We start from the raw sequence: 24,332 nt of genomic DNA, 5'->3' as shown, positions 1-24,332 counted from the left end.
CATGGCAATCGAAACCTTCACCTGGGCCACCGAGAGCGGTGGCGAGGGCGACATCACCTTCGCCACCAGGTCCGCGCAATTCGGTGACGGCTACAAGCAGTTGGTGAGCGAAGGTCTGAACAGCAAGTCCCAGAGCTGGCCGGTGTCCATCACCGGGCCGGCGGCGACCATCAAGGCCGTGATGGACTTCCTGGACCGCCACACCGGAGCGCGTGCATTTCTCTGGACGCCGCCCTTGGGCGGCCTGGGCTTCTACACCTGTGCGGGCTACCGGCCCGTCAACCTCGGCGGCCGGGTCTACCGGCTGACCGCGACCTTTGAACAGGCATTCCATCCATGACACTGATCACCGATATCCAGAAGCTGGAGCCGGGCGGCGAGGTCGTGCTGTTCGAGCTCGACGGCAGCGACTTCGGCGCCGACGTGGTCCGGTTCCACGGTCACGCTATCCCGCACAGTCCGCAGGAACTGACCGCCGCCGGCGCCAACGCCGACCAGTTGCCGGCGAAATCGATCTGGTGGCAGGGCCACGAATACGCGGCCTGGCCGGTACAGATCGAGGGCATCGAGGCCAACAGCGATGGTACTGCGGCGCGGCCGAGCTTCACCGCCGGCAACGTCAATGGCCGGATTACGGCGCTCTGCCTGGCGTTCGAGGACCTGCTCCAGTTCCGCCTCACCATCCGGACGACGCTGGCGAAGTATCTGGACGCGGCGAACTTCCCTGGCGGCAATTCCGACGCTGATCCCTCCCAGGAGATCGTCGAGATCTGGTACTTGGACCAGAAAACCAACGAGGACGGCCAGTACGTGGCTTGGGAACTGGCCTCGCCAGGCGACGTTGGCGGCGAGCAGGTCGGCCGGCAGATGACCACCCTGTGCCATTGGGCGATGACGGGCGGGTATCGCGGACCCGACTGCGGCTACACCGGCCCGTACTTCGACATCGACGGCAACCCCACCGATGATCCAGCCCGGGACGAGTGTGATGGCTGCCTGGGCACCGGTTGCATCCCGCGCTTCGGTGAAGGCAACCAACTGCCCTTCGGCGGCTTCCCTGCCGTCTCGATCATCGCCAGGAGCTGACCATGCTCAAGCACATCCTGTCTGCCGTGCAGAAGCATGCTGCGGCAGAGTATCCGCGCGAGTGCTGCGGACTGATCATCCGTTCTGGCCGGAGCCAGCGATACGTTCCCTGCGAAAACACCGCTTCCGACGCCGGTGAGGAGTTCCGCATCGCACCGGAGGCGTATGCAGAGGCAGAGGATCAGGGAGAGATCGTCGCCGTGGTGCACAGCCACCCCGATGCCACCAGCCGACCGAGTGCCGCAGATATCGCGATGTGCAACGCCTCGGGCCTGACATGGCACATCCTGAGCTGGCCGGAGGGCGACCTGCGTACCATCGAGCCCGTCGATCAGGTGCCGCTGCTCGGGCGCGCATTCGTGCATGGGGTGCAGGACTGCTGGCAGGTCTGCTCGGACTGGTACCAGAGGGAGTGGGGCATCGAGTTCCCGCACTTCGAGCGTGCCGATGGCTGGTGGGAGCGGGCAGACGGTCCAAGCCTCTACGAGCAGCGGTTCGAGGGGGCCGGCTTCATCCGGGTGGACCGGCCGCAGCGCGGCGACATGATCGTGATGGCGGTGGGGCGCACCGCGCACCCGAACCACGCCGGGATCTACCTGGCGGACGACCCATCACTACCTGGCGAGGATGCGCAGCACTTCGGCGCCGGGCCGTTCCTGATGCACCACCTGTATGGGCACCCCTCAGAAATCATCGTGTTCGGCGGGCCGTGGCTCGACCGGATGCGACTGGTGCTGCGGCACCGAGAATCGCTGAACGACGCACGTCGGCAAAGTCAACCGGAAAATCCACGGTAGACCTCCCGGCATTTCTTTGGTGACGGAAAAAAAATACTCCGGGCACCTACCGGGTATTTCTTGCGGCAATCGAAAAACCAACTGGTCAGACTTTCTTCACCGGCCAAAAAAGCAAAACCCCCGAGAGCTGGCCGGCTTCGGGGGTTTTTGTTTCCACCCCTTGGGAAGGACAAGGAGCAGAACATTGTTCAATTATAGACCCAAGCATCGGGTCAAGGTAGATGGAAAAATGAACGCAACTGATGCCGGAATCGTTGGTAAGCGCCTGGCCAACGCCGCACTCATCCTAGCCACAGGCGTAGCTATTGCATCCATCATAGCAGCCATCGGAGTTGCGCTGGGTTGATAGACCAGTCGCGGCTGTAGGGAGCCTTGGAGGCAGGTCTGCAAGGAGGTAAATCTGTTACTTACCGTCCTTCTCGCGCCCCTCTCTCAATAGGCGAACTTCTTCGGCTAGTTCGTGAATGATTTTGAACAGTTCTTTCGGGGACGGACCGGCAAAAAAGGTTCGCTCGGTACCGTCTTCCGATATGGAGACACCACGAACTGGTCGATCGATGTTGCTATCCAAGTCAAAGCTAGACTCGAGGCGAGCAACGATCTCCGCATTGAGAGATCGGTGATTCTGGCTGGCGGCTTCCTCAACCTTCGCCCGGAGGGCTGGCTGCATACGGAGTCCGAATGGATTTATGTTGCGGATCAGGTCGTCGTCTTTCATAGCTACACACTGTAACCACTTTTTTTGTTGACACATAGACACACGATGTTATCGTTACATCGTGTAGTCACTGCGTGCAACCTACTGGAGAGCCAAATGGAAGAGATCATGCGCACCCAGGTGCGAATCCCGCGAGACCTGATGGAGTGGCTGAAGCAACAGGCGAAGGAGCAGAGTCGCTCGATGAATGGGCAGCTTGTTGAAGTGCTGAAGCTGGTAAAGCGAGGACAGGCAAATGCCTGAAATGAAGAAGCCCCAGGTGCTGCAACACCCAGGGCTTCGGGGAAACGTCGAAATCTACGAGGAAAACAACGTCATGCACGATCATAGCACAACGACCGCTCAGGTCATCCCGTTCCGCCAGAAGGAACTCCTGCTGGTGGGCAATGCAGGGGAGCCCTTCGTGCCGATGAAGCCGGTGGTGGAGGGCATGGGGCTGGCCTGGCAGAGCCAGCACCGCAAGCTGATGGCAGGGCGGTTCGCCTCAACCATCACCGAAATGGTGATAGTTGCCCAAGACGGGAAGCAGCGTGAAATGACCTGCCTCCCGCTCCGCAAGCTCACCGGCTGGCTGATGTCGATCCACCCGAACAAGGTCCGCCCGGCGCTGCGCGAGGGCATCATCGCCTACCAGAACGAGTGCGACGACGTGCTCTGGGCCTACTGGAACGAGGGAGCCGCTGTTCGGCGTGATGACCGGACCGCGGCCAGCGTACTCGCCACCACAATCGGAACCGATGGCTTCCACTGCCTGGCTGCCGTCGTCAATGGCAAGGTGCGGCGCCTGCCGTCGGCGATTCGCCGAGGCGCCAAGAACCACATCTGGAGCCAAGTACACAAGGCGTTCAGCGTCGTGACCGCCGAGGACATCCCGGCCGACCAGTTGGACAGCGCGCGGAACTTCATCGCCGCCTACGCCTTGGAGGGCGAGTGGTTGCCGAAGGATAAAGCTGCGTCGGCCGTCGACACCTGCTCGTGGTCGAACATCGCGTTTCTGGTCGACTGCGTGGAGAAGTGCTGGAAGATCGTTGAGAGCCGTCGCCTGGCCACTCACCTCAGCGGGCTCGGTTGTAATGCTGGCGTCGAGTTGGCGGGCTTTCTGTGGGATGGGCTGGGTTCCGCAGCGCACGTGAGGAAGCACTGTGCCAAGCAACTGAACCGGTCGACGCGGGCTTCGGCATGAGCATGGAACTGCTCATCCTAGGGTATGGGCCGTAAACGGCATGGAGAGGGCGCCTTCAGGCGCCCTCTCTGTTTCTGCCGAATGAGCCCTGGGTCTTGATGCTGGCTATTTGGTATCCTCCGCCACAATTATATTGTGGAGAGTCGTATGGATGCCGACGAAAAGAAATGCCCCTTCTGCGCTGAAGTAATCAAGGCTGAAGCGATTAAGTGCAGGTACTGTGGCGAAGCACTTAATGAGGAAGTAGGGCTGCCGCAAAATCTTCAAAAGCCCACTATGGGGGCAGCAAAAAAAGTCCTGATCTGTTTAGTGCTGCTACCAATAGGTGCTCTGGTGGCTCTCCTGATTCTTGGTGCAGTTCTAGAAAGCACAGAGACCCCTGAGTCCAGGGATAAGGATAGGGATCGAGTAGCTATCGATTTGTGCTGGAAAGATGTTGATGATCGACTTTTAGACATGTCGGCTAGGCGTTTCGCTAAGTCGGTATGCCAGAAACTGGCTGCTGATTATGAGGCGAAGTACGGCCGATCATCCTTCATACGGAAGGAATGAATAATCGCATAAACCGCCTCCGGGCGGTTTTTTATTACCTGGAGAAACACATGTCCACCGCAGCGCACCACACTCCGATGACCACCATCAAACTCTACGGCGCGCTCCGGCAGTTCGGTCGGGAGTACCGTATGCTCGTCGGGTCGACTGCGGAAGCGATCAAGGCCCTGTGCGTGCAGATTCCTGGCCTCGAGCGCTTCCTCGCCAATGCTCACCTGCGAGGTATGGAGTTCGCTGTATTCCGTGGGAAACGGAACATTTCCCAAGATGAGCTGCAGTTCGGGGGCGCCGAGGAAATTCGCATTGCTCCGGTCATGCGTGGCCGGAAGCGTGGCGGGTTGGTGCAGACGATAGTCGGGGCTGTGCTGATCGCTGCTTCCTACGCTTTTCCCGTCATAGCCCCGTATGCGCTGCCAGCAGGGATAGGGATGGTTGCCGGCGGCGTCATCCAAATGCTCAGCCCCCAGGCCCAGGGCCTGAAGCAGAGCGCGGCGCCGGAGAACCTTCCCAGCTACGCCTTCGGCAGCGCCAGAAATACCACCGCTAGCGGGAACCCGGTGCCGATCTGCTATGGGAAGCGCCGCTGGGGTGGGGCGATTATTTCGGCATCGATTTATTCGGAAGACAAGATTTAATTAGGAATGCTTTCTTGCTTGTTTAGAGAGTATCTGTAAGAGAATTTTTTGCCATATATAGAGCTGAAGTCTATTTGATAGTCGAAACTTGTGTTTGGTGGCTGTAATGTTGTGAATATAAGCCTGGGGGTCGTGCACTCTTTGTTGTCGTGGATGTCTACAAGGACGATTTCCTCACCTGTTTTTAGTGAGTCGTTAGGGCGAGGTGTTCCGGCAGTTGCGCAGTATGGGGGAATTCCTTGTTTGGCTAGTGCGTGTAGAATGTTTCCGTCTATTTCCTTGCCATTCTCGTAGAATGTTATTTTGTCTATATATGCTGGTCCTAGCCCGTTATTGAATATTATCATTTTGTAATTATCTTTAAGGGATAGGTATGAGTTTACTCTTGGTTCGACGCTTATGTAGTTGTGTTCCTTAAGAGTATAGGCTTGATATGCGCTTAGGGTTACGGCAGTTATTGAAGTTGTCAGGGCGCACCACTCAATCCAATGTGATCGTGAGGCCTTCTCTTGGCTGCTCATGATTTTCATTCCTTGAAAGTGAAGTTGAATTTCCAATTTATATAGATAAACCCGCTAAGTGAATTTCTACTAGCATTTTAGATAGCCCGCCCTGTGCGGGCTTTTTCATGCCCGGAGGAAAGCATGGGCGCAGTTCACCAGCACCTGGCCGGCCGCAAGGGCGGCAGTAGCAAGCCGAAACAGCCGGTCGAGGCACCCGACAGCCTGCGCTCGGTCGCGATGGCCAAGGTTCTGCTCGCCGTGGGCGAAGGCGAGTTCGCCGGCGTTCCGAGCGAGCGCGATATCTACCTCGACAACACCCCGCTGATGGACCCGAGCGGTAACCTGAACTTCCCGAACGTTAAGTGGGAGTGGCGCGCGGGGTCGGTGGACCAGGACTACATCCCTGGCATTCCTGCGGTTGAGAACGAGACGTCTGTCAACGTCGAGTTGCGCAGCGATACGCCCTGGGTGCGCTCGCTGAGCAATACCCAGCTTTCCGCAGTGCGCCTGCGCTTCGCCTGGCCAGCGCTCCAGCAGCAGGACACCAACGGCAACATCGGCGGGTACCGGATCGAATATGCCGTAGATCTGGCCACCGACGGCGGCGCCTATCAGGAGGTGCTGCGCGAGGCCGTCGATGGCAAGACCACCACCCGCTACGAGCGCTCCCGCCGGATCGACCTGCCGGCGGCCACCAATGGCTGGCAGTTGCGCGTGCGGCGCCTGACGCCGAATCAGAACAACAACCGCATCGCCGACACCATGCTGATCGCCGGCTACACCGAGGTGATCGACGCGAAGCTGCGCTACCCGAACACGGCGCTGCTGTACGTCGAGTTCAGCGCAGAGCAGTTCAGCAACATTCCGGCTGTCACAGTCGACTGCCGCGGGCGGAAGGTCCAGGTGCCGAGCAATTACGATCCGGAGACCCGGGCCTACCTCGGTATCTGGGACGGCGCGATGAAACAGGCCTGGACCGATAACCCGGTCTGGCACACCTACGACATCGTGACCAACGATCGCTTCGGTGTGGGTAAACGCATCAAGCCCTGGATGGTAGACCGTTGGGAGATGTACCGGATTTCCCAGTATTGCGACCAATTGGTGCCGGACGGGAAGGGCGGCCAGGAGCCGCGACACACCTGCAACCTGAACCTGCAAAGCCGCGCCGGGGCCTGGGAGCTGCTGCGTGACCTCACCGCGATCTACCGTGGTATGGCGTACTGGGCCCAGGGCCAACTGAAGATCCAGGCGGATATCCCGCGCGCCACCGACGTCGATTTCGCCTACACCCGGGCCAATGTCATCGACGGCCGCTTCAGCTACGGCTCGGCCAGTGAGCGCACTCGCTACAGCCGTGCCTTGGTCAGCTACGACAATCCGGCGAACAACTACGACACCGACGTGGCTGTGGCCACCGATAAGCGCCTGCAGCGGCGTTACGGCGACAACCCGGTCGAGGTGGCAGCCATCGGCTGCACCCGCGAGAGTGAGGCCCAGCGGCGCGGAAAATGGGCGATCCTGACCAACAGCCAGGATCGCACGGTAACGTTCCGTACCGGTATGGACGGGGCGATTCCGCTGCCGGGATGGGTGATTCCGGTGGCTGACGCGCTGTTGGCTGGACGGGAGATTGGGGGGCGGGTTTCTGCGGTTGCTGGCCGAGTGATCACCTTGGATCGCGATACTCAGGCGAAGGCTGGCGACCGCCTGCTCCTGAACCTGCCCAGTGGTAAGGCTGAGGCGCGAACCGTGCAGTCGATCGCCGGGCGCGCGGTGACCGTGACGACAGCCTACAGCGAGACCCCGCTACCGGAACTGGTCTGGACCCTCGATGCCGACGACCTGGCGGTGCCGCTCTACCGTGTGATGAAAGTCAGCCAGCCGGAGCGCGGTGTCTTCGAGATCACTGCGCTGCAGTACGAGCCCGGGAAGTTCTCAGCGATCGACACTGGCGCCAAGTTGGAGAGCCGGCCGATCAGCGTTATCCCGATCACCACCGTGGCGCCGCCGGCGAACGTCACGCTGACCTCGCACTACCAGTTCGATCAGGGGTTGGCGGTCAGCACGATGACCATCGCCTGGCCCCCCGTGGAAGGGGCTGTCGCCTACGACGTGGAGTGGAAGAAGGACAGTGGAAACTGGATCCGCCTGCCGCGTGCCGGCACCACCAGCGTCGATGTGACCGGCATCTACGCAGGTGGATACCTGGCGCGGGTGCGCGCGGTGTCGGCCTTCGACATCACGTCGGTCTGGAAGAGCTCGATCCTGACCCAACTCAGCGGCAAGACCGGCGCGCCGCCGGCGCTGGCGTTCCTGCGTACCACCAGCGGACCGTGGAAGATCGGCCTGGAGTGGGGATTCCCGGCCAGTGGCGCGGCGGACACCGCCTACACCGAGATCCAACAGTCGGTTACCCCGGGCGGCAGCGAACAGAACGCAACTGCCCTGGGCTTGTTCGCGTACCCGACCGACACCCACACGCTGACCTCGCTGGCGGCCGGTGCTCGCCTTGCCTTCCGCGGGCGCCTGATCGACCGTACCGGCAATGTCGGCCCCTGGTCGACCTGGGTCGACGGCATCAGCTCGACGGATGCGAGCGAGTACAACGAGCTGATTACCAAGGAGTACGTCGAGTCCGCGCTGGGCGAGCAGTTCTTCGCCGACATCGATCAGATGCAGGTCGATATCAGTGGCCTGCAGGACCAGATCGACAATCTGACCGATGTGCTGGCCTACGACCCGACGAAGGCCTACGCGAAGAACGATATCGTGCGGGTCGGCAACCGGCTGTATCAGGCGAAGCAGGCGGTGCCGCTCAACGCCTCGCCGCCGAACGCGACCTACTGGGCCGACATCGGGCAGTCGATCGAGACGGCCAACGGCCTGGCCCAGCAGGTGTCCACCAACACCGCGGATATCACCGAGCTCGACGGTAAGGTCGAAGCGGCGGCTTCGAGCCTGGATGTTCTGCAGGCTGCCGCCCGCCGGGAGCCGGCGACCGGAGAGAAGGCCGATGCGCTGAAGGGCTGGGACACCATTGCTCGAGCAGCCACCGAAGTCACCGTGCGGGCAAACGAGGACGAAGCGCAAGCGAAGCGGACCAGCTTGTTGGAGGCGCGGACCGGGACGGCGGAGGGCAGGATCGCCACCGTGGAGTCGGTCGTTGCGTCGAACAATGCCGTAACCGTCCAACGCCTGGATCAGCTGTCTGGCCAAGTCGCGAGCAATGCCTCGGCGATCAGCACCGAACAGACCGTCCGCGCCAACGCGGACAGCGCCCTGGGGCAGCGGGTGGATACCGTCAGCGCGCGCACCGATACCAACGAGGCGAACATCCAGACCACCTCTCAAGCGGTTACCTCGCTGGATGGCAACGTCAAGGCGCTCTACAGCGTGAAGCTCCAGGCCCATGCCAACGGGCAGAAGTACGCCGCTGGCTGGCAACTTGGCTTCGACAGCGGTACGAGCGTGACGACCATGGCGTTCCAGGCTGATCGGTTCCTCTGGTTCAACAGTTCCAGCGGGCAAACCGTGGCGCCGGTCTCGATCGTCGGCGGCCAGATGTTCATCAACAACGCGATGATCCAGGACGGTTCGATCACCAACGCGAAGATTGGCAACGTTATTCAGTCGACCGCACTCGGTGCCAACGGCGAGCCGCTGTGGAAGCTGGATAAAGCGGGGAGCTTGACGATGAACAGCGCTACGTCCGGTGGTTTCATGAGGCAGACAGCGGAGGCCACCAAGGTCTACGACGCGAATCTTGTGCTGCGGGTACAGATCGGGAATCTAGACGTATGAGCTACGGAATCCGCCTGAGAAATGCGGCCGGCTCCATCCTGATGGAGCTCACCGGCCAATCGGCGCGCACGGTTTTCCGGCAGTCGCTCGGCGCCATCACCGACGGGATGACGGTGACGGTGCCGGGTTTCGATCCTGCGCGCGGTGTTGTGTTCATCATCGCTAGCGGAAACGCATACGCTGAAGTGCCGCTATACACAATTTCCGGAAACGTAGTGACGTTCCACTGGTACGGTTCATCCGGAACAACCTATGTACTGCATGCGGTAATGTTCTCATGAGTTATGGCGTATTAATTCGAGGAAACAGCGGGCAGACAATTATCGATGACTCGAATCCTTGTATTCACATTGCGGCATCAGGTACATACGGCGTTCAGACATCTAGCGAAACTATCGTAAGTTACCCATCTGCGATACAGTCCCCGTATGAGCCTTATGTGTACTTCAGGCCTGATGGCCCACATCAGGTCTTCCAGTTCAGGCATCTTGGCAGTCCAGGGAGTTGGACTGGGTTCGCCTTTTGGCAAGCCTACATTCTGGGCTCAGCACCCCCTGTCTACGGGGGGAAGTGGAAGGCGGGCGCGGTCATGTTGCCGAAAACCGGTGGATGGGGGATGCAGGTTTTCGACTCCCAGTCGCGGGTGATTTTCGACAGTAACCGGGACATCGTTCGCTATGTCGGTGGTGCGCAGGTATGGAATAAATATGCGTACTACCCGAACTATGCCGGTGGGCCGCTGCAAGTTTGGTATTTGCCGTTCCCTTACGGGGCTGAGGCTTACTTTCAAGTTAGTCACTTCAATGTAAAAACATTCAGCACTGTTGGTGCCCCGAGTATAGGCTTCTTTGAGAACTCAAGGAACTCTATATTTGTGTCAGCAGCCGTCGGGGCGGAAAGTAATAACCCGTTCAATTTCCCGCTGATTGTAGTGGCGTAAATATATCTGGAGGACTATATGGCTTGGTATTCCACAGGCACGGTTGCTGTCACGCTGAATTCGCCGACAGTCACCGGCACTGGGACCACATTCTCCGCCAACGTCCGGGTCGGCGATGCTTTTCGCGGCCCCGATGGTCGTTGGTACGAGGTCACAAACGTCGCAAGTTCGACGGTCATTTCGATCAAGCCCAACTACCAGGGCAGCACGGCCAGCGGTCAGGCCTATGCGGTGGCGCCGATTCTGGGCTACGACAAGGACCTGTCGGATCGATTCAACCTGATCGCCAACCAGTGGGGAACGACGCTGGCCAGCGTTCAGCCATGGGCGCTATCTCCGACGGGTAGCGAGGCTATGGATTCGATGGGCTTTACCACCATTGGAAAGGCGCTCGCGGTAGCAGGAAGTCCGCAAGCGGGCAGAGTAGCCATAGCAGCGATCGGGCCTGGAGATTATGGATGGGGTGGCAATTTCCCGAATGCGCCGGCGAATCTCAATGATCTGTCCGTTACAGGTCTGTACTCCACCTCGGCATCAACCACCGGCGTTCCCATCGGTCAAGGAACGGGGCAGGGTCAAGGCTACGCCGTGCATTACCAGCATGGAAATGCATCCTTCGCCACCCAGTTGTGGTATCACCTGAACTCCAACCGCAGTTTTGTCCGTACAAAGGTATCCGGCGCATGGCAGGCATGGTCCGAAATCCTGGTTTCCGGAAATGCTCCCGTTGCTGACCTGAATGGGGTGCCATCGTCTGGCTTCTACGGTGTTGCAAACGGGGCAGCGAATACGCCTGGCCTGGCATCCGAAGTGGGGTCCGGATTGCTTTCGACGCAATATGACATTGCCACCGAGTACCAGATCTACCAGTACCGGGTAGGCAATCGTCTGTTCGCAAGGAGAAAAGCCGGGGGTACCTGGCAGGCATGGTACGAGCTTTACACCACGGCGAACACGACGCGGGCTACAGATGGAACTCTGCGGGCAGCGTCGCCCGTGGTCCGTATCGCGAACATCAGCGAGTCCGAACGCCCTGATTTGCAGGAACTGGACTTCGAGCCGGCCGGCGACTGGGCGGTGGCCAACGAAGAGGCGCGGGGAGTGAGCGTTGTGCGCCTCGACGTAGGTGTGTATCGGATAGTTGGAAGCCTGGGGCTTGCTACCGAGGGTTGGCGGGTGATCGATCCTGCGTCTCCCGACGGCGGTCGCCCGCTCGGTATCACCGATAGCGAACAGGCTGAGGATGGGACGGTCACGATCCGTCTCTACAAGCAGCGCTGGACACTCAGTGACGACGGAGAAATGGTGCTCGGGAAGGGCGCCCCGCTGGATGTCCCGCTCAACAGTTGGATCGATGTCCGATTGTCGATGCCGGCTCCGCCTGACTCACTTTCCGAGGCTGAATGACCGGCCCGCATCGCGCGGGCCTTTTTGTGCTTGGGTAGCCGGAGATCAAGGCCAGGTATCCGCTGCCGGATCAGCTACCAGCCTGACAACACCTATCGACGAACGAAAGCCCGCCCTGCGCGGGCTTCGTCGTTTTTGGAGCCCACATGCCTATCACTGAGCAGCAACTGCTGCGTATTTACCCGAACGCCGGCCCTCGAGCCGGCGTTTTTGTTGGTGCGCTGAACCGCGGGATGACGCGCTTCGGTATCACGTCGCCGGTGCGCGCGGCGGCATTCCTCGCCCAGGTCGGCCACGAGAGCGCCCAACTGACCCACCTGGTGGAGAACCTCAACTACAGTGCGCGTGGCTTGGCGGCGACCTGGCCGAGCCGATACCTAGGCGCCGACGGCCAGCCCAATGCTCTGGCGCAGCGCCTGGCGCGGAACCCCCGGGCTATCGCCAACAACGCCTACGCCTCGCGCAACGGCAATGGCGACGAGGCGTCGGGCGACGGCTGGCGGTTCCGCGGGCGTGGCCTGCTACAGATCACCGGCCGGTCGAACTACCGCGCCGCCGGCGCCGGGCTGGGCCAGCCGCTGGAGCAGGAACCCGAGTTGCTCGAGCAGCCGGAGTTCGCTGCGCTGTCGGCGGCCTGGTGGTGGGCCAGTCACGGGTTGAACGACCTAGCCGACCGGGGCGAGTTCGCCGCCATCACCCGCCGGATCAACGGCGGCACGAACGGTCAGGCGGATCGCTTGGCGCTGTGGGAGAAGGCCAAGGCGGTGCTGGCATGACCTGGCTCCTCAGCTACTGGAAGCCCCTGGCCCTGGTGCTGGCCGCGCTGCTGATGGTCGTCGCCGGCGCCGGCCTGGGCGCCTGGCTGACCGCCGGGCACTACCGGCCTCAGCTCGACCAGGCCGCCCAGGGCCTGACGGCCTGTCGCGCGGCCCGTGGCAACCTGGAGTCCCTGGTAGGCCAGCAGAACGCGGCCATCGCCGGCCTGGCTGATCAGGCCGAGCAGCGCCAGGCGAAGGCCGCCCAGGCGGTTGTCGATGCTCAGCAGCAGGCAGGCCAGCGCTTCGCCGCCGCGCAGCGCCTGCAGCAGGAGCGCGCCGAGGGTGATCAGTGCGCAGCGGCAGAGGCGGTCATCGACAAGGAACTGGGGCTATGAAGCTGCAGGCGTGGCGAAAGGTGCAGGTGGTGCAGGTGGTGCAGGTGGTGCAGGTGGTGCAGGTGGTGCAGGTGGTGCAGGTGCTGGGGTTGGTGTTCGCGCTGGCGGGATGCGCCGCCCGGCAGGAAGCCGAGCCGCGCACGGTGCGCGTAGAAGTGCCGGTGGCGGTGCCGTGCCGGGTGCCGGCGGTGGAGGTGCCGGCCTGGGCAACCGCTGGGCTGAAGAAGAGCGACGATATCCAGACCAAGGTCCGTGCGTTGCTCGCCGAACGCTTGCAGAGGATCGGATACGAGGCGCAGCTCCTGGCTGCGAACCAGGCCTGCCAGGATTAGGAGTAGACTACGGCCTTTTCCTACGAGGGCAGGGCATGCTGGTCATTCGATTCAAGGGCTGGTCGGTGAAACTCGACCACCAGGTGGGGGGAGCAGGGAAGTTTGGCATCTGGTCATTCCACGGCTCGGAGAGCAGCTACGTCCCGGACATGCAGACGATTCTCCGGCATGCAGCGATCCGGCCGGCGGAGCCGAAGGAAGGCGGCGAAGTCGAGGTTTTCATCTGCGACGCGCGCATGCCGCAGGATGAGTGGCGTGCCATAGGGACGGGCGTTGCGGCCTACGAGGCAGAGCGTTGAGGTGGGGCTGGCTTGGTGGTGACACCTATGCAGATCAACAGTAGTAGAGCATCCCTGCAGCACGGGACTGGCTTCGAGCTCCTCCGAACTCAAGTTGAGGGGAAAGAAGTTTTGGTGCACGTAGCGTGCTCGTTTAGCGGGATATCCGTGGCTCCGCGCGATTGCCTACCGGACGCGGTTCTGTGCATTTCGAGAGTCGACGACGTGAAGGCCCTCTTGCTGAAAGAGCTTGTAGCAGCGGAACCCGGCTGTTCTCTGCTGGTGGCATGTGGTGATAGCCATATCCAACAGGAGGTTCTGTCGGTTTTGGGGGCGGTTCCGAGAGATGGGTACTTCACCGCATAGCCGCCCGACTCTGCTCATAGTTGGCGAACTACCAGATGCGGGCCTTGATTTCGAACGTTCCCAACTGCTGGGTCGACCGCGTACCAAGTGAACTCTTCGCTTGGCTGGCCCTGCAGCAACACGATCTGCTCCGCGCGCTCCGCCGGCGTAGCCGGATCCAGCCACTCGCGTGCCAGCTCGGGTGATAGCACGACGGGACGCCGATCGTGGATGTCCACCATGCCGCCCTCGGCGTCCGAGGTAATGATCACGAACCCATGCTGTTCTCCCGGTTCGTCATCGAGGGCAGGAAACTGGCCGATGGCCGCGCATAGGATCGGCGATCCGTCGCCATGTTGGATGTGATACGGCTGTTTCCGCGTGCCGCCTTCATCAACCCACTCGAACCAGCCGCTGACCGGCGTCAGCGCTCGGTGTTTCCAGGCCGCGCTGAAGAACCTGCCGTGGGCGACCTTCTCGGCCCTGGCGTTGATCGGCGCCGCGCGGTCCCTAGCCCAGAAAGGCCGCCAGCCCCATCTGATCGCCTGGGCGACCAGGGCGTCCCCTTCGAGTCGTAGCGTTGTCACTTGGGTTGACGGCGCGACGTTGTAGCGCTGTGGCTGTTCGCCGACCAGGTTGACCAGGACGTTGGGCATCGACAGCGCGTCGACGAACTCGTGAAGTCCCGTGTACTGCGAAAGCCTGCCGCACATCGCATCGCTCCAGACGAAGTGGGTGTGCGGTAAGGGTAGTTCAGGTGGCCCAGCGCCATGGCCGGAAGTCATCAGGGACCTGCTCGACGAGTTGCAGCGTGCCGCCAGCGTCGAGCTCGATCACCAGGCCGCGCACGATGCCAGCGCGCTCAAGCGCCTGGCCCATGCGCAAGTATGTTATCCCGTCCAGAGGATCCCGGCCGAGGTAGCCCAGCCGCTGTCGTCCGGGTGCGGGCCCGTGGTAGATGCCCTCGTCGTCCACGCTCCCAACGACATTGCCGGCGTCGAGCACGTCGTAGCAGCAATCCGAGCAGTAGTGCGTCTCGCGCGTGATGCCGTGCTCGATCGCCCAGGAGTACATGCCGAGGGCGTCGGTGACCATGTCGTGCCTGTCCTGCAACCCTACGATTCCACATTGATAGAGTTCGTTGACCTCGCCGACAAGGTAAAGGTACTGCTCATCCGCGGCGTACAGCCAGGCAGCATGCTGCCGCATCGCTGCAAGCCATTGTGTTACGCGCTGATGATGGCAATGCCTAGGGTCGGAGTAGGGCATGGGAATCTCCGGCGGACGAGTGGGCCGGAAATTATGCTGTATGAATATCCAGCATTCGAGGGCGTCCGACGAGCGGAGAGTGGCGCTCAGGCATGTCTGGAGGAGGGCGAAATCATTTCCGCAATTTAAGAATCGACCCAGGCAGCAAGCGGCATCCATCGAAGGAAAAATGTCTGAATTGCGGAAACGAAATCCAGCCGCAACCCGCATAATCCTTGAATTCAGCGATAGACTTGAAAACCGTCGAAGGGGAGACTCTTCCGTGAGTTCGAATCTCACCGCCTCCGCCATATCCGCGTACTGAAAAGCCCCGCTGAGCGGGGCTTTTGCATTTTCGGGGCGCCGCTCTTCCGCACTTCCGGGTCGTTTCCGCAGCCTGCCCGGCGTCGATTCGATGACTCTCCGATTTCGTCGGGTAATGGCTTCAGATCACGAAGAAGCCGTGGGTTCCGTCGCGACCGAGTTGCTCCACCAGGCCGAACTCCCAGTCCAGGTAGCCCTGCATCGCTTCGCGCGGATTGTCGGTACCTTCGTAGGGGCGGCGGTAGCGGTCGATGCGCGGCGACGCCAACAGGCTTTCGCCGTCTTCCGTCGGCAGGCCCGCGGCGACCCAGGCGCTGGTGCCGCCGTCGAGAAGGAACACTGGCTTGCCGCTGAGTGCCTGGACTTCCGCCACGGCGAAGCGCGCCAGCAGGCTGCTGCCGCAGGTGAGTACGTAGCGCTCGGCCGTGCCCAGCCGTTCCAGTGCCTGCTTCAACTGGCTGCGCAATACCCAGGCGGCGCCGGGGATGTGGCGTTTCGCATAGTTGGCGCTGGCGGTGAAGTCGAGCACCCGGGTGCCCGGTTCGCCCAGCCAGTCGGCGAGGGTGGTCGGGTCGATGGTGTCGGCCCGGGGTTGCCTCGGCAGCGGCGCGCTCCAGGCGCCTCTCTCGCTTAAGTCGGCGTCGGAGAGTCCGTCCAGTACCGCGACCTGCCAGCCCATCTGGGCTAGCCAGGAGGCGCTCATGTTGGCGCGTACGCCATCGTCGTCCACCAGTACCAGGCGCGCGCCGCGCACGCTGGCGACATGGTCGGTTTCCTGAACCAGCTGGCCACCGGGCGTGGAGCGGGAGCCAGGCAGGTGACCGGCTTCGTATTCCTCGGGCGTGCGTACGTCGAGCAGGTAGGTGGTGCGGTCGTGCTCGTCCTGCCATTGGGCCAGACCGGCCAGGTCGAGGCGTTCGACGCCGGCGCGGTCGGCGACGGCACGGGCGCGCTGGGCGGCGGCCTTGCGAGTGTCCTGGGAGATCGCACCGAAGCGTCGCGTCTGGCCGTGTTCCAGTTGCTGACCGGCCAGCGTCCAGCCGATGGTGCCGTTGCGTAATGCCGCCACCGGGTTGGGGATGCCGGCGTTGAGCAGCGACTGGGTACCGATGATGCTACGAGTGCGCCCGGCACAGTTGACTATCACCCGGGTGCGCGGGTCCGGCGCCAGTTCGGCGACGCGCAGCACCAGTTCGGCGCCGGGCACGCTGATGCCGCCGGGGATACTCATGGTCTGGTATTCGTCGAAACGACGGGCATCCAGGATCACCGCGTCGGCCCTGGCGTCGAGCAAAGCCTGTACTTCCTCCGCGGCCAGCGATGGCGTGTGGCGCTCGGCCTCCACCAGTTCGCCGAAGGCCTTGCTTGGCACGTTCACATCCCTGAACAGCTCGCCGCCGGCGTTGCGCCAACCGGACAGGCCGCCATCGAGCAAGGCCACGTCGCTGTAGCCGAGGTCGAGGAGGCGTTGCGCGGCGACCGGCGCCAGGCCTTCGCCGTCGTCGTAGACGGTAATCGGCGTGTCGCGGCGCGGCACCCGGGCATGGATCTCCAGTTCCAGCCTGGACAGCGGCAGGTTGGCGGCGAACAGGGGATGGGCCTGGGCGAACGGGTCCTCCTCGCGCACGTCGAGCAGCGCCAGCTCCCGGCGGGCGAGGAGAGCGGCGCGGATATCGTGGAAGGTGCGTACGGCGATCTGGCTCATGCGGGGTTCTCTTTCGACAGGTCCCAGATATTGGGCAAGCGGCTGTTGGAATAGCCGGAAATGAAGGGTTTTTCCTCACCTTCGGCGCTGAACACGGCACGCCGTACCGCACCGATATTGGCGCCGTAGACGTGGATACTGATGGATGTGCGGTCGCTGAAGGCGTTGCTCACCTGGTGCACGTCGCCAATGCGTGGCGACAGCGCTTCGACCTCGCCGGGCTCCAGGCGTCGACGGGCTCCGCTGGGATGCGGACGCCCCCCCGCATCGAAGGCGTACGGCTGCGAGTATTCGGCCCCGCGGAGCATGCCGATCAGGCCCCAGACCCGATGATCGTGTACCGGTGTGATCTGGCCCGGCCCCCAGACGAAGCTGACCACCGAGAAGCGCTGCCGTGAGTCGACATGCAGCAGGTACTGTTGGTAGCGCTGTGGATCGGGGCGGGCGCAGTCTTCCGGCAGCCAGTCGTCCTGGCGCACCAGCTCGGCCAGCAGGGGGTGGGCTTGGGCGAGCAGGGTGGATTCGTCGGGACGGCTGTCGAGCAGTGTCGCCAGCTCGCCGATGAACTGGCGCAGGCGGTCGAGGCGCAGGATGGATGACATGCGGGGATTCACTCCGGGAAGTTCTGGCGGTACGGTAGCAAACGCTTTTTTATTCCTGAAATGCATTTTGAATCTAAGCTAATATGCGAGAAATGCAATTGGTGCCGGCCCCATGAAAATCGATGACATCGACGCCTTCGTCGCGGTGATCCGCAACGCTTCCCTGAGCCAGGCCGCCGAGAGCCTGGGCCTGACCCAGTCTGCGATCACCCGGCGGGTACAGAGCCTGGAGGAGTCCCTCGGAGTGGCATTGCTGGACCGCAATACCAAGCCGCTCAAACCCACCGCCAGCGGACTGCAGGTCTACGAACAGTGCCGGCGGGTGCTGCGCGAGGTGGATGGCCTGCGCGAACTGGTGGCCGGTGACTCCACACCAAGTGGCGTGCTGCGCCTGGGCGTGCCGCAGAGTATCGGCGAGGTGGTGTTGCTGGATGCCCTTCGGCGGCTGGCCGACGAGTACCCGGAGCTGCGCGCGCAGGTCGGCACTGGCTGGGGCAGCCATTTGCTGGCGCGCCTGGAGAATGCCGAACTGGACGCGGCAGTGGTGTTGTTTCCGCCAAGCAAGGTATTCCCCGAAGAACTCGGCGCCACGCCCCTAGGGCGCATGGAACTCTGCGTGGTGGTCGCCCGCGACAGTGCCATCCAGGCGCGACGCCTGCTCGATTGCTACCACCATGGCTGGGTGCTCAACCCCGATGGCTGCGGCTTCCGTGCCGGCCTGCAACGGGCCCTGGCCGATCAGGGCCTGGGCCTGCAACTGAACCTCGAGACTTTCGGCAGCGAGCTGCAACTGGGCCTGGTCGCCGCGGGCCGGGGTCTCGGCCTGGTGCCGGCGCCGGCCCTGGCGCGTAGCCGCTACCGCGATCAGTTGCAGGTGCTGCAACTGGAGGATTTCCAGCCGCTGATCCAGCTCTGGCTGGTGCGTCCGCGCCTGCTGGGCAATCTGGAGACGCCGGCACGGCTGTTCGGCAGGGCGGTGGCCGAGGGGTTGGATATGCAAGCCGGTTGAGTAGCGGCGCCGGGAGATCCCCGGGAGACGGGAGCGTGAATGAGAAGGGGCTGCAGTCGGGATCAACATTCCCCTGCGAGCCCCTTTTCGCTTCAGAGGGAAGAGGGAGCGAGGGCGGCTACGCATAGTGTCCGCCTTGGGAAACGCAAAGACGGAAAAGCTAAATATGCGCGTTTAGCATATTAAGATATGACAAAAATGAATTTCCATCATGTAGTTTCAGCCTGTAGCTTCTAAGAAAAGCTCCCATGCAGATGTTTTTCTTATAACGACAGCCGCCAACCTTATCAGTCGAGCGGCCCAGGCGAGGGCAACAGCGTGAGCGTGGAAATTCTCGGCATGATCACCGCCACACCGAGTTCCGAGGTGGACCAGGCGTTGGGGGAGGCTGTGGACGCCGGTTTCGTCCGGCGTTTCGCCCAGGCCCATGAGGACGCCGGCTTCGACCGGGTGCTGGTGGGGTATTTCAGCAATGCCGCCGAGGGCGCGGTGGTCAGTTCCTTCGTCGCCGCTGCCACCCGGCGCCTTGGCGTTCTCCTGGCCTATCGCCCGGGGGTGATTGCAGCGCCGCTGGCGGCACGCCAACTGGCTACCCTGGATCAGTTCAGCGAGGGCCGCCTGGCCCTGAACGTAGTCAGTGGTGGTAACGACGAGGACCTCGCGCGCGATGGCGACTACCTCGACCATGACCGCCGCTACGCCCGTACCGACGAATACCTGCAAGCCCTGCGTGCTATCTGGACCGCCACGGGACCGGTGGATTTCGACGGCGAGTTCTACCGCTTCCAGCGCGCCTCGCCAGCGGTGCGCCCGCGCCAGTCGCCGCACATACCGATCTATTTCAGTGGCTCCTCCGACGCAGCCATCGAGGTCGCCGCCAGGCACGCCGACACCTACATGCTCTGGGGCGAGCCGCTGGCCGCGGTCGACGGGCATATCCGCAGAGTGCGCGCCGCCGCCAAGGCCCAGGGACGCGATCCGCGCTTCTCGGTGTCATTCCGGCCGATCGTCGCGGATACCGAGGAGGCCGCCTGGAAGCGTGCCGCCGAGGTGCTCGAACAGGTCCGCGAGAACCGTGCGCGCCTCGGTCTGCCGCTGCGCGACCACCAGCCGCAGAATGTCGGTTCGCAGCGCCTGCTGGCCGCCGCCGAGCAGGGCGAGGTGCTCGACAGCCGTTTGTGGACCGGCGTGGCCCGGCTGACCGGGGCGCGCTGGAACTCCACCGCCCTGGTAGGCACCCCCGAGCAGGTTGCCGCTGCGCTTGGCGAGTACTACCGGCTGGGCGTCTCGACCTTCCTGATTCGAGGCTTCGATCCGCTCGGCGACGCCGTGCGCTACGGCCAGGGCCTGATTCCCGCCATACATGACCATATCGCCCGCCTGCCGCTGTTGCGGCACGCCGGTTGAGGAGCTCCGATGAAACTCAAGCAATACCTGCTAACCAGCTTCGCCACGCTTCTGCTCGGTGCCTCCCTGGCCCAGGCCGCAGAGCTGCCGACGTTGCGTGTGGGCGACCAGAACTACTACAACGTTCGGGCTTCCATGGAGGCCTCGGGAGTTCTCGAAGGCGCGCCTTACCAGGTCGAATGGAAGCATTTCCAGTCCGCCGCGCCGGTGGCCGAAGGGTTGCAGGCCGGAGCGCTGGACCTGGGTTTCCTCGGCGACTCGGGCTTCATCTTCCTCGCCGCCAAGGGTGCGCCGGTGAAGCTGGTCGGCGTCTCGCGGCAGAACCCCGATACCATAGCCCTGCTGGTGCCGAAGGATTCTCCGGTGCGCAGCATTGCCGATCTCAAGGGCAGGAAAGTCGCCTACTGGCCCGGTGCCTGGAGCCAGCAACTGACCTTGCGCGCGCTGGAGAAAGCCGGCCTGCCGAAGGACTACGTGGAGTTCGTCAAGCTGATGCCGATCGACGCCGCCGCCGCCTTGCCGCGCGGCAGCATCGATGCCTTTCCGGTGTGGGAGCCGTATATCTCGCAGCAGATCGTGGTTTCCGGCGCACGGCCGATTCTCACCGCCCGCGACCTGATGCCGGGGCTGTCCAGCATCGCCGCCAACGCTGCTTCCATCGAGCCCAGGCGCGCGCAGATCGCCGACTTCCTCGGCCGCCTGCGCAAGGCACGGGCCTGGGTCGAGGCACACAAGGAGCAGTACGCTGACCTCTGGGCGCAGAAGGCCAATCTCGACCGGGCAGTCTCCCGCCATTGGATCGGCCAGGCCGGCATGAGCGTCGGCCCGGTAGACGCCCAGGCCGCCACCGACTACCAGGAGACCGCGGATTTCCTGCTGCAGACCGGTGCCTTGCCCAAGCCGTTCGACACTTCCACGGTGATCGACACGTCCTTCAACGAAGCCTTCCACTGAGTACGGACCATGAGCATCCAGTTTCTCGGCATGATCGGCCATCGCCTGGCCTCGGAGACCCTCGCGCCGGTCGGACCTATCCTCGACAAGCCTTACATCGCCGCTTTCGCACGCGCCCACGAAGAGGCCGGCTTCGATCGAATCCTGGTCGGCTACTGGTCGGACCAGCCGGATGGATTCCTGGTGGCCGCCGCCGCTGGCCTGGCCACTTCCCGGATCGGTCTGCTGCTGGCGCACCGCCCCGGTTTCGTCGCCCCGACCCTGGCCGCGCGCAAGCTGGCGACCCTCGAACACCTCCTCGACGGGCGCCTGGCGGTGCATATCATCAGCGGCGGCAGCGACGCCGACCAGCGCAAGGACGGCGATTATCTCGACCACGACCAGCGCTATGCCCGCAGCGACGAATTCATCGAACTGCTCAAGCGCACCTGGACCAGCACCGAACCCTTCGATTTCCACGGCGCGCACTACCGCGTGGAGCACGCCTTCTCGGCCATCCGTCCGCAGCAGAAACCGCACATTCCGGTGTATTTCGGCGGCTCCTCGGAAGCCGCGCTGAAGGTCGCCGGCAAGCAGGCCGATGTGTTCATGCTCTGGGGCGAACCCCTGGCACAGGCCGCCGAAACCATCTCCGCTGTGCGCGAACAGGCGCGCTCGAATGGTCGCGAAGTGGAATTCAGCCTGTCGTTCCGGCCCATCCTCGGGCGCACGGAGGACGAGGCCTGGGCCAAGGCCGAGGCGATACGCGCAAGCGCCGGCGCGCGCCTGGGCGAGGCCGGCTTCCCCAAGGGCAAGCCGCAGAGCGTCGGCGCCCAGCGTCTGCTCAAGGCGGTGGAGCAGGGCGAGCGCCTCGACGAGCGCCTTTGGACCGGAATCGCCAGGCTGGTCGGTGGCGGGCACAACTCCACCGCCCTGGTCGGTACCGCGGAACAGGTGGCCGACGCCCTGCTCGCCTACTACGACCTGGGCGTGCGCAATATCCTCATTCGCGGTTTCGATCCCCTCGCCGATGCCGTGGAATATGGCCGCGAGCTGATCCCGCTGACCCGCGCCAAAGTCGCCGAGCGCGAGCGCCGGCGCGCCACGGCCTGATCCCATGGCCGTCCTGCAGACTCCCTCGGCGGCGTTCGATGAACGGCTGCCAGAACTGACCCGGCAACTGGCGGAAAGCGCCGATGCCCATGACCGCAGCGGAGATTTTCCCCATGCCAACCTGGCCCTGCTGCGACACTACGGGCTGCTCGCCCTGGCCTTGCCGCCTGCGCTCGGCGGTCCCGGCGCCAGCCTCGGCGAGCTGCGCCGGGTAATCGGCGCGGTGGCTCGCGGCGAACCCTCCACGGCCCTGGTGCTGTGCATGCAGTACCTGCATTTGCGGCGCCTGGCCGATAACCCCGATTGGCCCGGCGCGCTCAAGCGGCGCGTGGCGCGCGAGGTGCTGGAGCAGGGGGCGTTGATCAATAGCCTGCGCGTGGAGCCCGAGCTGGGTTCGCCGTCACGCGGCGGTCTGCCGGGTACGCTGGCGCGGCGTGTCGGCGACGGCTGGCAGCTGTCCGGGCACAAGCTCTACACCACCGGCATTCCCGGCCTGACCTGGCTGGCGGTATGGGCGCGCAGCGACGAGCCGATCCCCCGCGTGGGTACCTGGCTGGTGCGCCGCGACAGCCCAGGCATCCGTATCGTGGAGAGCTGGGACCATCTGGGCATGCGCGCCAGCGGCAGCCACGAGGTGCTCTTCGAAGAGGTGGCGGTGCCTCTGGAAAACGCCATCGGCCTGCATCCCCACGACCAGCCTCCGGCGCCGGACCAGGCCGTGCTGCGCGACTTCGCCCAGGCTAGCGCGGTGTTGCTCGGCGCTCTCTACGACGGTATCGCCGGGAGCGCCCGCGAGTGGCTCGTCGGCTGGCTGCGCGAGCGCGTGCCGGCCAGTCTCGGCGCGCCGTTGGCGAGCCTGCCGAGGATGCAGGAGGCGCTCGGCGAGATCGACGGCCTGCTCCTGCAGAACCGCCTGCTGCTCGATGCCGCGTGCTGCGGACAGTTGCCCGCCAGCGACTCCGGGCTGCTCAAGGTCGCGGTCATCGACAACGCGTTGGCGGTGGTCGAGAAGGCCCTGGAACTGAGCGGCAACCACGGCCTCAGCCGGCACAATCCGCTACAGCGGCACTACCGCGACGTGCTTTGCGGACGTGTCCACACGCCACAGAAAGATAGCGTCTGGAGCGCGGCGGGGAGGGCGGCGCTGAGTCTTTGAAACGTACCTCCCACGATTCTCGACCCTGGCCTTGTCGGCGACCGCACCGGCGGAACGGATAGCCCAGGATAGCCCCGGCTCCGTGCGGAGCTGCCTGGAGATTGCCCATGAAACGACCCCTGTGTGTGCTTGCCGGCCTGCTGGCCGCGACCCTGCTGGCTGGAGCCGCCAGCGCCGCCGACCTCATCAGCCTGCGCCTGGGCGATGTGAAGGGCGACCGCTACGCCGCCCTGCGCGCGTCCGGCGAGCTCGACGACCTGCCGTACAAGCTGGAAATGTCGGCGTTCCCCTCCGGTGCACCGGTGCTCGAGGCGCTCAACGCCGGGGCCCTGGACATAGGCTTTACCGGCGACATCCCGTTCCTCTTCGTCTACGCTGCCGGCGCGCCGCTCAAGGCGGTGGGCGCCTGGCACTTCAACCCGGCGACCGTGGCGCTGGTGGTCGGCAAGGACTCGCCGATCCGTTCGGTGGCCGGCCTCAAGGGCAAGCGCATTGCCGTCAATCGCGGCGGCTGGGGGCATTTCCTCGCCCTTGGCGCGTTGCGTCGCGCCGGCCTCGGACCGCAGGACGTAAGCTTTTCCTTCCTTGGTCCGGTGGACGGCCGCGCCGCCCTGGTGCGCGGCTCGGTAGACGCCTGGGTGCCCTGGGAGCCCTATACCTCCAGCGCCGTGCTGCTCGATCAGGCGCGGGTCATCGACAACGGTGCCGGGATCATGACCGGCTACTCCTATGCCCTGGCCAGCGACGCTGCGATCGCCCGCAAGAAGGCCGCGATCAGCGACCTGCTGACCCGCCTGGCGCGTGCCCAGGCCTGGGCCCTGAGGCATCCGGAGGCGTTCGCCGAGGCCCTGGCCAAGGATCTGAACATGCCGCGCGAAGTCACTCGGCGCTGGGTTGGCGAGGCGCGCATCAGTCCTGTGGTCTTCGGTCCGGAGGTTGCCGCCACCTTGCAGACCGCCGCCGATTTCTTCCATGCCGAAGGCGTGCTGCCGAAGTCGCTGGAGGTCGCCCCGGCGTTCGACTTCAGCCTGTCCGCCGGTGCCGCCGAAGTGGCCCGCCAGTTGCCCGCCGACCTCCGCGTCGGCCAGCGTTGAGGAGTTAC

At 63.5% G+C, this 24,332-nt stretch carries 26 protein-coding genes and 1 pseudogene; 21 read left to right on the top strand and 6 right to left on the bottom strand.

Translation table 11 applies throughout. The features are described 5' to 3' along the window. The first annotated feature begins 1 nt into the window (after position 1). Genes LJF27_RS21815 through LJF27_RS21805 form a run of 3 tightly spaced genes read left to right on the top strand, consistent with a single transcriptional unit; the run spans position 2 to position 1,883 of the window. Entirely contained in the window at positions 2 to 340 is a 339-nt protein-coding gene (locus LJF27_RS21815; RefSeq protein ID WP_012075340.1) for a phage tail protein, read from the top strand. Next, positions 337 to 1,086 (top strand): phage minor tail protein L, encoded by a 750-nt coding sequence (locus tag LJF27_RS21810; RefSeq protein ID WP_229601870.1) that lies wholly within the window; start codon positions 337 to 339, stop codon positions 1,084 to 1,086. The genes LJF27_RS21815 and LJF27_RS21810 overlap by 4 nt, the downstream gene beginning before the upstream one ends. Positions 1,087 to 1,088: 2 nt before the next feature. Continuing rightward, the gene (locus LJF27_RS21805; protein WP_229601869.1) at positions 1,089 to 1,883 is read left to right on the top strand and encodes a C40 family peptidase; all 795 of its coding nucleotides are present in this window, start codon (positions 1,089 to 1,091) and stop codon (positions 1,881 to 1,883) included. Positions 1,884 to 2,286: 403 nt separating this feature from the next. Here the strand turns inward: LJF27_RS21805 and LJF27_RS21800 are convergent, their stop codons facing one another. Continuing rightward, positions 2,287 to 2,601 (bottom strand): Arc family DNA-binding protein, encoded by a 315-nt coding sequence (locus tag LJF27_RS21800; RefSeq protein WP_041025323.1) that lies wholly within the window; start codon positions 2,599 to 2,601, stop codon positions 2,287 to 2,289. Between the two features lie 96 nt (positions 2,602 to 2,697). On the opposite strand from LJF27_RS21800, the gene LJF27_RS21795 reads away from it, so the two are divergent. The 4 genes from LJF27_RS21795 (at position 2,698) to LJF27_RS21780 (ending at position 4,971) form a co-directional block, all read left to right on the top strand. Next, a complete protein-coding gene (locus tag LJF27_RS21795; protein WP_012075345.1) occupies positions 2,698 to 2,844 on the top strand; it encodes a ribbon-helix-helix domain-containing protein in 147 nt (48 codons plus the stop codon). Next, positions 2,837 to 3,784, top strand: a complete 948-nt coding sequence (locus tag LJF27_RS21790; RefSeq protein ID WP_229601868.1) for a phage antirepressor N-terminal domain-containing protein — start codon at positions 2,837 to 2,839, stop codon at positions 3,782 to 3,784. Before LJF27_RS21795 ends, LJF27_RS21790 begins: the two co-directional genes overlap by 8 nt. 147 nt (positions 3,785 to 3,931) lie before the next feature. Further along, entirely contained in the window at positions 3,932 to 4,336 is a 405-nt protein-coding gene (locus LJF27_RS21785; protein ID WP_229601867.1) for a zinc ribbon domain-containing protein, read from the top strand. A gap of 50 nt (positions 4,337 to 4,386) precedes the next feature. Next, complete coding sequence (locus LJF27_RS21780; RefSeq protein ID WP_229601866.1) at positions 4,387 to 4,971, top strand: tail assembly protein; 585 nt, start codon at positions 4,387 to 4,389, stop codon at positions 4,969 to 4,971. Here the strand turns inward: LJF27_RS21780 and LJF27_RS21775 are convergent. Then, complete coding sequence (locus LJF27_RS21775; protein ID WP_229601865.1) at positions 4,968 to 5,492, bottom strand: hypothetical protein; 525 nt, start codon at positions 5,490 to 5,492, stop codon at positions 4,968 to 4,970. The genes LJF27_RS21780 and LJF27_RS21775 overlap by 4 nt on opposite strands. A 123-nt stretch (positions 5,493 to 5,615) precedes the next feature. Between LJF27_RS21775 and LJF27_RS21770 the strand changes: the two genes are divergently transcribed. From LJF27_RS21770 to LJF27_RS21735, 8 genes and pseudogenes are all read left to right on the top strand, one after another. Beyond that, positions 5,616 to 9,278 (top strand): phage tail protein, encoded by a 3,663-nt coding sequence (locus LJF27_RS21770; protein WP_229601864.1) that lies wholly within the window; start codon positions 5,616 to 5,618, stop codon positions 9,276 to 9,278. Further along, positions 9,275 to 9,559 carry a hypothetical protein gene (locus LJF27_RS21765; RefSeq protein WP_033949438.1) on the top strand — a complete coding sequence of 95 codons (285 nt, stop codon included), beginning with the start codon at positions 9,275 to 9,277 and terminating at the stop codon, positions 9,557 to 9,559. Before LJF27_RS21770 ends, LJF27_RS21765 begins: the two co-directional genes overlap by 4 nt. Before the next feature lie 308 nt (positions 9,560 to 9,867). Then, positions 9,868 to 10,218, top strand: coding sequence for a hypothetical protein (locus LJF27_RS21760; protein ID WP_229601863.1), 351 nt, complete (start codon positions 9,868 to 9,870; stop codon positions 10,216 to 10,218). An 18-nt stretch (positions 10,219 to 10,236) separates the two neighbouring features. Beyond that, positions 10,237 to 10,558, top strand: a pseudogene (locus LJF27_RS30540) (hypothetical protein); the annotation flags it as partial. Positions 10,559 to 11,771: 1,213 nt separating this feature from the next. Further along, entirely contained in the window at positions 11,772 to 12,401 is a 630-nt protein-coding gene (locus tag LJF27_RS21750) for a glycoside hydrolase family 19 protein (RefSeq protein ID WP_124176074.1), read from the top strand. Beyond that, positions 12,398 to 12,778 (top strand): hypothetical protein, encoded by a 381-nt coding sequence (locus tag LJF27_RS21745; RefSeq protein WP_033866942.1) that lies wholly within the window; start codon positions 12,398 to 12,400, stop codon positions 12,776 to 12,778. Before LJF27_RS21750 ends, LJF27_RS21745 begins: the two co-directional genes overlap by 4 nt. A 65-nt stretch (positions 12,779 to 12,843) precedes the next feature. Continuing rightward, positions 12,844 to 13,110, top strand: coding sequence for a hypothetical protein (locus LJF27_RS21740; protein WP_128458702.1), 267 nt, complete (start codon positions 12,844 to 12,846; stop codon positions 13,108 to 13,110). Positions 13,111 to 13,145: 35 nt separating this feature from the next. Further along, the gene (locus tag LJF27_RS21735; protein ID WP_058202743.1) at positions 13,146 to 13,409 is read left to right on the top strand and encodes a hypothetical protein; all 264 of its coding nucleotides are present in this window, start codon (positions 13,146 to 13,148) and stop codon (positions 13,407 to 13,409) included. Positions 13,410 to 13,768: 359 nt separating this feature from the next. Here the strand turns inward: LJF27_RS21735 and LJF27_RS21730 are convergent, their stop codons facing one another. From LJF27_RS21730 to LJF27_RS21715, 4 genes are all read right to left on the bottom strand, one after another. Further along, positions 13,769 to 14,446 (bottom strand): SOS response-associated peptidase, encoded by a 678-nt coding sequence (locus LJF27_RS21730; RefSeq protein WP_124176076.1) that lies wholly within the window; start codon positions 14,444 to 14,446, stop codon positions 13,769 to 13,771. A 40-nt stretch (positions 14,447 to 14,486) separates the two neighbouring features. Then, positions 14,487 to 15,002 (bottom strand): hypothetical protein, encoded by a 516-nt coding sequence (locus LJF27_RS21725; protein WP_124176077.1) that lies wholly within the window; start codon positions 15,000 to 15,002, stop codon positions 14,487 to 14,489. A 424-nt stretch (positions 15,003 to 15,426) separates the two neighbouring features. After that, entirely contained in the window at positions 15,427 to 17,010 is a 1,584-nt protein-coding gene (locus tag LJF27_RS21720; RefSeq protein WP_003451599.1) for a rhodanese-related sulfurtransferase, read from the bottom strand. Next, complete coding sequence (locus LJF27_RS21715) at positions 17,007 to 17,612, bottom strand: 3-mercaptopropionate dioxygenase (RefSeq protein ID WP_003097613.1); 606 nt, start codon at positions 17,610 to 17,612, stop codon at positions 17,007 to 17,009. The genes LJF27_RS21720 and LJF27_RS21715 overlap by 4 nt, the downstream gene beginning before the upstream one ends. Positions 17,613 to 17,724: 112 nt before the next feature. Between LJF27_RS21715 and LJF27_RS21710 the strand changes: the two genes are divergently transcribed. The 6 genes from LJF27_RS21710 (at position 17,725) to LJF27_RS21685 (ending at position 24,324) form a co-directional block, all read left to right on the top strand. After that, positions 17,725 to 18,621, top strand: a complete 897-nt coding sequence (locus tag LJF27_RS21710; protein WP_003451596.1) for a LysR family transcriptional regulator — start codon at positions 17,725 to 17,727, stop codon at positions 18,619 to 18,621. A 339-nt stretch (positions 18,622 to 18,960) separates the two neighbouring features. Then, positions 18,961 to 20,028: an LLM class flavin-dependent oxidoreductase gene (locus LJF27_RS21705; RefSeq protein ID WP_003451593.1), complete on the top strand. Its 1,068-nt coding sequence runs from the start codon at positions 18,961 to 18,963 to the stop codon at positions 20,026 to 20,028. A 9-nt stretch (positions 20,029 to 20,037) separates the two neighbouring features. Further along, a complete protein-coding gene (locus LJF27_RS21700) occupies positions 20,038 to 20,982 on the top strand; it encodes an ABC transporter substrate-binding protein (protein ID WP_003097609.1) in 945 nt (314 codons plus the stop codon). A gap of 9 nt (positions 20,983 to 20,991) precedes the next feature. Further along, positions 20,992 to 22,074 (top strand): LLM class flavin-dependent oxidoreductase, encoded by a 1,083-nt coding sequence (locus LJF27_RS21695; protein WP_003097607.1) that lies wholly within the window; start codon positions 20,992 to 20,994, stop codon positions 22,072 to 22,074. A gap of 4 nt (positions 22,075 to 22,078) precedes the next feature. Then, entirely contained in the window at positions 22,079 to 23,230 is a 1,152-nt protein-coding gene (locus tag LJF27_RS21690) for an acyl-CoA dehydrogenase (protein WP_003451590.1), read from the top strand. A 107-nt stretch (positions 23,231 to 23,337) separates the two neighbouring features. Continuing rightward, the gene (locus LJF27_RS21685) at positions 23,338 to 24,324 is read left to right on the top strand and encodes an aliphatic sulfonate ABC transporter substrate-binding protein (protein ID WP_003113358.1); all 987 of its coding nucleotides are present in this window, start codon (positions 23,338 to 23,340) and stop codon (positions 24,322 to 24,324) included. Positions 24,325 to 24,332 lie beyond the last annotated feature (8 nt).

The organism is Pseudomonas sp. 203-8, from assembly GCF_020708595.1.
In the GTDB taxonomy this organism is placed as follows: Bacteria; Pseudomonadota; Gammaproteobacteria; order Pseudomonadales; family Pseudomonadaceae; genus Pseudomonas; species Pseudomonas aeruginosa.
The sequence above is the reverse complement of the archived record's forward strand: the minus strand, read 5'-3'. Positions and strand labels throughout refer to the sequence as shown.

What these genes read in the sequence shown, in the direction of transcription:
- LJF27_RS21695 (WP_003097607.1), top strand. Translation starts at nt 20,992, where the DNA reads ATGAGCATCCAGTTTCTCGGCATGATCGGCCATCGCCTGGCCTCGGAG.
- LJF27_RS21705 (WP_003451593.1), top strand. Translation starts at nt 18,961, where the DNA reads ATGATCACCGCCACACCGAGTTCCGAGGTGGACCAGGCGTTGGGGGAG.
- LJF27_RS21750 (WP_124176074.1), top strand. Translation starts at nt 11,772, where the DNA reads ATGCCTATCACTGAGCAGCAACTGCTGCGTATTTACCCGAACGCCGGC.
- LJF27_RS21725 (WP_124176077.1), bottom strand. Translation starts at nt 15,002, where the DNA reads ATGCCCTACTCCGACCCTAGGCATTGCCATCATCAGCGCGTAACACAA.
- LJF27_RS21735 (WP_058202743.1), top strand. Translation starts at nt 13,146, where the DNA reads ATGCTGGTCATTCGATTCAAGGGCTGGTCGGTGAAACTCGACCACCAG.
- LJF27_RS21715 (WP_003097613.1), bottom strand. Translation starts at nt 17,612, where the DNA reads ATGTCATCCATCCTGCGCCTCGACCGCCTGCGCCAGTTCATCGGCGAG.
- LJF27_RS21780 (WP_229601866.1), top strand. Translation starts at nt 4,387, where the DNA reads ATGTCCACCGCAGCGCACCACACTCCGATGACCACCATCAAACTCTAC.
- LJF27_RS21795 (WP_012075345.1), top strand. Translation starts at nt 2,698, where the DNA reads ATGGAAGAGATCATGCGCACCCAGGTGCGAATCCCGCGAGACCTGATG.
- LJF27_RS21690 (WP_003451590.1), top strand. Translation starts at nt 22,079, where the DNA reads ATGGCCGTCCTGCAGACTCCCTCGGCGGCGTTCGATGAACGGCTGCCA.
- LJF27_RS21810 (WP_229601870.1), top strand. Translation starts at nt 337, where the DNA reads ATGACACTGATCACCGATATCCAGAAGCTGGAGCCGGGCGGCGAGGTC.
- LJF27_RS21720 (WP_003451599.1), bottom strand. Translation starts at nt 17,010, where the DNA reads ATGAGCCAGATCGCCGTACGCACCTTCCACGATATCCGCGCCGCTCTC.
- LJF27_RS21765 (WP_033949438.1), top strand. Translation starts at nt 9,275, where the DNA reads ATGAGCTACGGAATCCGCCTGAGAAATGCGGCCGGCTCCATCCTGATG.
- LJF27_RS21730 (WP_124176076.1), bottom strand. Translation starts at nt 14,446, where the DNA reads ATGTGCGGCAGGCTTTCGCAGTACACGGGACTTCACGAGTTCGTCGAC.
- LJF27_RS21775 (WP_229601865.1), bottom strand. Translation starts at nt 5,492, where the DNA reads ATGAGCAGCCAAGAGAAGGCCTCACGATCACATTGGATTGAGTGGTGC.
- LJF27_RS21805 (WP_229601869.1), top strand. Translation starts at nt 1,089, where the DNA reads ATGCTCAAGCACATCCTGTCTGCCGTGCAGAAGCATGCTGCGGCAGAG.
- LJF27_RS21760 (WP_229601863.1), top strand. Translation starts at nt 9,868, where the DNA reads ATGTTGCCGAAAACCGGTGGATGGGGGATGCAGGTTTTCGACTCCCAG.
- LJF27_RS21785 (WP_229601867.1), top strand. Translation starts at nt 3,932, where the DNA reads ATGGATGCCGACGAAAAGAAATGCCCCTTCTGCGCTGAAGTAATCAAG.
- LJF27_RS21790 (WP_229601868.1), top strand. Translation starts at nt 2,837, where the DNA reads ATGCCTGAAATGAAGAAGCCCCAGGTGCTGCAACACCCAGGGCTTCGG.
- LJF27_RS21815 (WP_012075340.1), top strand. Translation starts at nt 2, where the DNA reads ATGGCAATCGAAACCTTCACCTGGGCCACCGAGAGCGGTGGCGAGGGC.
- LJF27_RS21800 (WP_041025323.1), bottom strand. Translation starts at nt 2,601, where the DNA reads ATGAAAGACGACGACCTGATCCGCAACATAAATCCATTCGGACTCCGT.
- LJF27_RS21770 (WP_229601864.1), top strand. Translation starts at nt 5,616, where the DNA reads ATGGGCGCAGTTCACCAGCACCTGGCCGGCCGCAAGGGCGGCAGTAGC.
- LJF27_RS21700 (WP_003097609.1), top strand. Translation starts at nt 20,038, where the DNA reads ATGAAACTCAAGCAATACCTGCTAACCAGCTTCGCCACGCTTCTGCTC.
- LJF27_RS21745 (WP_033866942.1), top strand. Translation starts at nt 12,398, where the DNA reads ATGACCTGGCTCCTCAGCTACTGGAAGCCCCTGGCCCTGGTGCTGGCC.
- LJF27_RS21710 (WP_003451596.1), top strand. Translation starts at nt 17,725, where the DNA reads ATGAAAATCGATGACATCGACGCCTTCGTCGCGGTGATCCGCAACGCT.
- LJF27_RS21685 (WP_003113358.1), top strand. Translation starts at nt 23,338, where the DNA reads ATGAAACGACCCCTGTGTGTGCTTGCCGGCCTGCTGGCCGCGACCCTG.